Source organism: Corallococcus exercitus (genome assembly GCF_003611585.1).
Classification (GTDB): Bacteria; Myxococcota; Myxococcia; order Myxococcales; family Myxococcaceae; genus Corallococcus; species Corallococcus exercitus.
In genome coordinates this window covers 1-5,851 of sequence record NZ_RAVW01000531.1, presented here as the reverse complement: position 1 = coordinate 5,851, position 5,851 = coordinate 1, and the positions used below count along the sequence as shown (strand labels likewise).

General features: G+C 68.5%; 7 protein-coding genes. 6 read left to right on the top strand and 1 reads right to left on the bottom strand.

Translation table 11 applies throughout. From position 1 onward, the window contains the following. On the bottom strand, positions 1–812 hold an 812-nt coding region (locus D7W79_RS37800), incomplete at its 3' end, for a DnaJ domain-containing protein (RefSeq protein ID WP_147442250.1). 268 nt (positions 813–1,080) lie between these two features. Here D7W79_RS37800 and D7W79_RS37795 point away from each other — a divergent pair. From D7W79_RS37795 to D7W79_RS37770, 6 genes are all read left to right on the top strand, one after another. Further along, a complete protein-coding gene (locus tag D7W79_RS37795; protein ID WP_276375552.1) occupies positions 1,081–1,668 on the top strand; it encodes a hypothetical protein in 588 nt (195 codons plus the stop codon). Next, a complete protein-coding gene (rimI, locus tag D7W79_RS37790) occupies positions 1,665–2,159 on the top strand; it encodes a ribosomal protein S18-alanine N-acetyltransferase (protein ID WP_120530114.1) in 495 nt (164 codons plus the stop codon). The genes D7W79_RS37795 and rimI overlap by 4 nt, the downstream gene beginning before the upstream one ends. A gap of 222 nt (positions 2,160–2,381) precedes the next feature. Further along, positions 2,382–2,753, top strand: coding sequence for a 30S ribosomal protein S12 (gene rpsL / locus D7W79_RS37785; RefSeq protein WP_014395857.1), 372 nt, complete (start codon positions 2,382–2,384; stop codon positions 2,751–2,753). Between the two features lie 172 nt (positions 2,754–2,925). Then, positions 2,926–3,396 carry a 30S ribosomal protein S7 gene (gene rpsG / locus D7W79_RS37780; protein ID WP_014395858.1) on the top strand — a complete coding sequence of 157 codons (471 nt, stop codon included), beginning with the start codon at positions 2,926–2,928 and terminating at the stop codon, positions 3,394–3,396. A gap of 109 nt (positions 3,397–3,505) precedes the next feature. Continuing rightward, positions 3,506–5,587 (top strand): elongation factor G, encoded by a 2,082-nt coding sequence (gene fusA, locus D7W79_RS37775; RefSeq protein WP_120530113.1) that lies wholly within the window; start codon positions 3,506–3,508, stop codon positions 5,585–5,587. Positions 5,588–5,726: 139 nt separating this feature from the next. Continuing rightward, positions 5,727–5,851, top strand: a 125-nt coding sequence (locus tag D7W79_RS37770; protein WP_233588040.1) for a GTP-binding protein, incomplete at its 3' end; no start/stop codon positions are given.

Sequence of the window (5,851 nt, the reverse complement as noted above, 5' to 3'; positions counted from 1 at the left end):
CCCGCCGCGCCCTGGCCCGCCAGCCGCACCTTGGAGCCGGTGACGACGCCCGCCGGAATCTTCACCGTCAGCCGGGTCGTCTCCTCCTTGATGCCGCTGCCGCCGCACTGGGGGCAGGGCTCCGGGGCCTTCCCGCTGCCCCGACAGGTGGGGCACACGCCGGACCCGCCGAACATGGCCCCGCCCCGGCGCGCCCGGCCCGTGCCGTTGCACGTGGGGCACGTCACGAGCTTCCCCGTGTTGCCCTCGCCGTGGCACTTGGAGCAGCGGCCCGGACGCTGGAGGGACAGGGTGCGCTCAGTGCCGGTGACGGCCTCCGCCAGGGAGACCTGCACGCGGGTCGTCAGGTCGTCGCCGCGCTCGGCCGCGGTGGACCGGCTGCCGCCCCGGCCCCGGCCGAAGAGGTCGTTGATGTCGAAGCCGCCCGCGCCGCCTCCGCCAGCACCCGCGCGCCCGAAGATGTCGTTGAAGAGGTCCCCCAGGTCCACGCCCTCGGTGCTGAAGGGGATGCCGCCGCCCCCGCTGCCCCCGGCCGCCTGGGCGGCACGGTACTGGCGGTAGGCCGCGGCCTTCTTCTCGTCGAAGCCGATCTTCTCCGCGTCCTCGCCGAACTCGTCGTAGAGCGCGCGCTTCTTCGGGTCGCCCAGCACCTCGAACGCGGTGTTGATGCGCTTGAACTTCTCCTCGGCGCCCTTGTCCCCGGGGTTGACGTCGGGGTGATGCTGGCGCGCGAGCTTGCGGAAGGCCTTCTTGAGCTCGTCCGCCGAGGCCGTCCGTGGCACGCCCAGAATCTGGTAGTAGTCGTCTGCCATAGGTCTTTAGGGTGGTGCAGTACCCGACAAGGAAGAACGTAACCAGCGGGGCGGTGAGCGCCAGCACGGGATGTCCGGACCGCGCCGCGATGGTTACAGTCGCCGGAACATGAGGAAGGCCATGCCAGCACCGCGCCCCCGCCGGAGGGCCCCCCTGTGGCTGGCGTGCGGACTGCTCCCCGCGGCCCTGGGGGCTGCCCTGGGGTCCGGGGCGACCGCCCACGCCGCCCCACCGCCGCCCGCTCCCGCCGTGGAGGGGGGCAGGGTGATGGACCGCGTCGTGGCGGTCATCGAGGGCCAGGTCCTCACCCAGAGTGAGCTGGAGATGGAGGCCCGGGTGGCGCTGATCCAGCGGGGGGCCGTGCAGGCCGCCGCCCTGCCGCTGGACGAGCAGACGCTCCGGGGGGCCCTGGAGCTGTCCATCAATCAGCGTCTCCAGGTCCTGAGCGCGGACCGCCTGCAGGCCTTCCCGGCCGAACCGGTGGAGGTGGAGGCCCGGCTGGACGCCTTCCGTGCACGGCTGGGAGGGGAGGCGGCACTCCAGCGCTTCCTGGACCGGCATGGCGTGGATCGCGACGCCCTGGTGGCCGTGCTGGCGCGGGGGCTCCGGGCGGAGCGAATCCTCGACAGTCGGGTCCGGTTGAAGGCACAGGTGAGCGAAGCGGAGGTCCGTCACCACTATGACGCGCACCGGGACCTGTACCCCGGTGAGTTCGACCAGGCAGCGCGCACGGCCATCCGCGAGGAGCTGGTGCGGGCGCGCTACGGGGAGCTGGCGGCCCAGGCCCTGGCTGAAGTACGCAGGTCGGCGCAGGTGCGGCGGGTGGCGCCCTTCGCACGGGAGGCACGGCGATGAGACGGCTGCGGGAGGACGGGACGCCCGACAGGGGGAAGGGCTTCCTCATCCGGCAGATGACCGTGGACGACATGCCGGCGGTGATGGCGCTGGAGAAGGCGTCCTTCAAGAACCCCTGGTCCACGGAGCTGCTCGGGCGTGAGCTCCAGCACGACTGGTCCACCATCCTCCTCGTGGAGGAGCCGCGGCCCGAAGGGGGCGTGGAGCTCCTGGGCCTGGCCATCTTCTGGATCGTCCACGACGAGGTCCACGTCCTCAACGTCGCCACCGCCCCCGTGCACCGCCGCCGGGGCGTCGCCCGCACCGTGATGGAGGAGGTGCTCCGCCGGGGTGTGGCGCGCCGCTGCTCCCTGGCCACGCTGGAGGTGCGCCGGGGCAACGAATCCGCCCTCAACCTCTACCGCTCGCTGGGCTTCCGGCCGGTCGGCATCCGCCCGAACTACTACGTGGACGAGGGCGAGGACGCGATCGTGATGGTCCTCGACTTCTAGGGGGCTAACGGAGTAGAGCGTCCGGCCGTCGTCGCAGTCCCAGGTTTTTCGGGTGTGAGGGGAATGCACCCGGGTCCTCTGGCCGGTTCTGGCCCAGGGGCAAGCCATGCTTGACACCCGGGGGGCCCTCCCTATACTCGCGGGCCTTTTGTGTAGCCTGTAGGTAGATATGCTCCGCTCCGTGTAGCCGGAAGCGGGGTCCCCATCGAAGAAGAGGTTTCAGTGCCGACCATCAGCCAGCTCGTCCGCAAGGGCCGCGAGAAGCTCAACATCAAGGGCAAGAGCCCTGCCCTGAAGGAGTGCCCCCAGAAGCGCGGTGTGTGCACGCGCGTCTACACCACGACCCCGAAGAAGCCGAACTCGGCCCTCCGCAAGGTGGCCCGCGTGCGTCTCACCAACGGGATCGAAGTCACCTCCTACATCCCCGGCGTGGGTCACAACCTCCAGGAGCACTCGGTGGTCATGATCCGCGGTGGCCGTGTGAAGGACCTCCCGGGCGTTCGCTACCACATCATCCGCGGCACGCTGGACTCCGTGGGCGTTGCCGGTCGCAAGCAGAGCCGTTCGAAGTACGGCGCCAAGCGCCCCAGCTAGTCCGGTTCTCCCGCGCGTCGTTGGCGCGGAACACCTTCGCGGTATTTGAAGAAGTGTCGGACGCTGGCCCCACACCCTGGGGAGTGTCCCTGGAAGTTCCAAGCAGTCGTTCTTGAAGCCCCCTGAACAAGGCTTTCCTCAAAAGCGAGGGAAGTGGGGCGTAAGGGAAGAGATGCCTCGTCGTCGCGTAGTCGCCAAGCGGAAGATTCTCCCGGATCCGAAGTTCCAGGACCGGCTCGTCACCAAGTTCGTCAACGACCTGATGCGCAAGGGGAAGAAGTCCATCGCGGAGGGCGTGTGCTACGGCGCCTTCGCCCTCATGGAGGAGCGCGCGAAGGAAGACCCCCTCAAGACGTTCAAGAAGGCCCTGGACAACGTCAAGCCCGTCCTCGAGGTGAAGAGCCGCCGCGTCGGTGGCGCCACCTACCAGGTGCCCGTGGAGGTCCGTCAGGACCGCCGCGTCGCGCTGGGCATGCGCTGGATCATCTCCTACGCCAAGGCGCGTGGTGAGAAGACCATGCAGGAGAAGCTGGCCGGCGAGATCATGGACGCCGCCAACAACCGCGGTAACGCGGTGAAGAAGCGTGAAGACACGCACAAGATGGCGGAAGCCAACAAGGCCTTCGCTCACTACCGCTGGTAGGTCCCGAAAGGGGCTTCGCGGTTGCCGCCCGGATGCGCTGCCAGCGTCCGGGCGGTTTTGTTTGTCAGCCCTGGCAGCAGTCCAAGAGACGTCCGGAAGGAACCGAGTCATGGCCCGTGAGTTCCCCCTCGAGCGCTACCGCAACATCGGCATCATGGCGCACATCGATGCCGGCAAGACGACCACCACCGAGCGGATCCTGTTCTACACAGGCGCCATCCACAAGATGGGCGAGGTGCACGAAGGCACCACCACCACGGACTGGATGGTCCAGGAGCGCGAGCGCGGCATCACCATCACCTCCGCGGCCATCAGCGCCTTCTGGGAGCGGATGGGCCAGCGCTACCGCGTGAACATCATCGACACGCCGGGCCACGTGGACTTCACCATCGAGGTGGAGCGCTCGCTGCGCGTGCTCGACGGCGCCATCGCCGTGTTCGACGCGGTCAACGGTGTCGAGCCGCAGTCGGAGACGGTGTGGCGCCAGGCGGACCGCTACAAGGTCCCGCGCATCTGCTTCATCAACAAGATGGACCGCGTGGGCGCGGACTTCGAGATGTCCGTCGGCACCATCAAGGAGAAGCTGGGCGCGCGTCCCGTGCGCATGCAGCTGCCCCTGGGCAGCGAGGACAAGCTCAAGGGCGTCATCGACCTGGTCCGGATGAAGGCGCTGGTGTTCCAGGACGCGGAGCAGGGCAGCCGCTTCGACGTCGTGGACATTCCGGAGGACTACCAGGAGGCCGCCACTGCCGCGCGCGCGGAGCTGCTGGAGGCCGCGGCGGAGCAGGACGACGCGCTCACGGAGAAGTTCCTCAACGGCGACGAGCTGACCGAGGAGGAGGTGCGCGGCGCCATCCGCAAGGGCTGCGTGGGGCTGAAGCTGTTCCCGGTGTTCTGCGGCTCGGCGTTCCGCCACAAGGGCGTGCAGCCGCTGCTGGACGCGGTGGTGGACTACCTGCCCAGCCCGCTGGAGATCCCGCCGATCCACGGCAAGACGCCCAAGGGCGAGGACGCCATCCGCGAGACGCGCGACGACGCGCCCTTCAGCGCGCTGGCGTTCAAGATCATGAACGACCCGTCCTTCTCGTCGCAGACGCTGACGTTCCTGCGCGTCTACTCCGGGAAGCTGGAGGCGGGCACGGCGGTGTGGAACTCCGTGAAGGGCAAGCGCGAGCGCGTCAGCCGGCTCGTGCAGATGCGCGCGGACAAGAAGGACGAACTGACGGAGTGCTACGCCGGCGACATCTGCGCGGTGGTGGGCCTGAAGCTCGCGACCACGGGCGACACGCTCTGTGACGACAAGCAGCAGATCGTCCTGGAGCGCATGGAGTTCCCCGAGCCGGTCATCGACATCGCCATCGAGCCGAAGTCCACCGCGGACCAGGACAAGATCATCCAGGCCCTGCAGCGGCTGGCCATGGAGGACCCGTCCTTCCGCGTGCGCTCCAACGAGGAGACGGGCCAGACGCTCATCGCCGGCATGGGCGAGCTGCACCTCGAAATCATCGTCGACCGCCTACTGCGCGAGTTCAAGGTGGACGCGAACATCGGCAAGCCGCAGGTGGCCTACCGCGAGACGGTGACGGCGACGAAGGAGGCGGAGGGCAAGTACATCCGCCAGGCAGGCGGGAAGGGGCAGTACGGCCACATCAACCTGCGCGTGTCCCCGAACGAGCCCGGCAAGGGCTTCGAGTTCGTCAACAGCATCACCGGTGGCGCCGTGTCCAAGGAGTTCGTGGACGCCGCGCGCGACGGCGCGAAGGAGGCCATGCAGAACGGCCCCGTGGCGGGCTACCCCATGGTGGACGTGAAGGTGGAGGCCTACGACGGCTCCATGCACGACGTGGACTCGTCGGAGGTGGCGTTCAAGATCGCCGGCTCCCTGGCCTTCAAGGACGCGGTCCGCGCGGCGAACCCGGTCCTCCTGGAGCCCATCATGGCCACGGAGGTCGTCACCCCGGAGGCCGCCATGGGCGACGTCATCGGCGACCTGAACGGCCGGCGCGGGAAGATCCTGGGCATGACGCCCAGGCCTGGCGGCGTGCAGGCCATCCAGGCGGAGGTGCCCCTGGCCGCCATGTTCGGGTACTCGACCGACCTGCGCAGCAAGAGCCAGGGAAGGGCGACCTACACCATGCAGTTCAAGCACTACGCACCGGCGCCCAAGTCAGCGCTCAACCCGAGCTACTGACCTCCCGGCCGTAGGGGGAGCCGCCGGGCGAATTCTGTTGACGTTCCAGCGGCTTTGAAGCACACGCAGCACCCGTTGGAAGTTCTCTTGAAGTCCTATACCGCTGGGGTCGCACCGGCGGCGTCGTGAGGAGCGGTTCATGTCCAAGGAAAAGTTCGATCGCAGCCTGCCCCACGTGAACATCGGAACGATTGGGCACGTGGACCACGGCAAGACGTCGCTGACGGCGGCCATCACGAAGGTGCTGGCGAAGACGGGCGGCGC

What these genes read in the sequence shown, in the direction of transcription:
- fusA (WP_120530113.1), top strand. Translation starts at nt 3,506, where the DNA reads ATGGCCCGTGAGTTCCCCCTCGAGCGCTACCGCAACATCGGCATCATG.
- rpsG (WP_014395858.1), top strand. Translation starts at nt 2,926, where the DNA reads ATGCCTCGTCGTCGCGTAGTCGCCAAGCGGAAGATTCTCCCGGATCCG.
- rimI (WP_120530114.1), top strand. Translation starts at nt 1,665, where the DNA reads ATGAGACGGCTGCGGGAGGACGGGACGCCCGACAGGGGGAAGGGCTTC.
- D7W79_RS37795 (WP_276375552.1), top strand. Translation starts at nt 1,081, where the DNA reads ATGGACCGCGTCGTGGCGGTCATCGAGGGCCAGGTCCTCACCCAGAGT.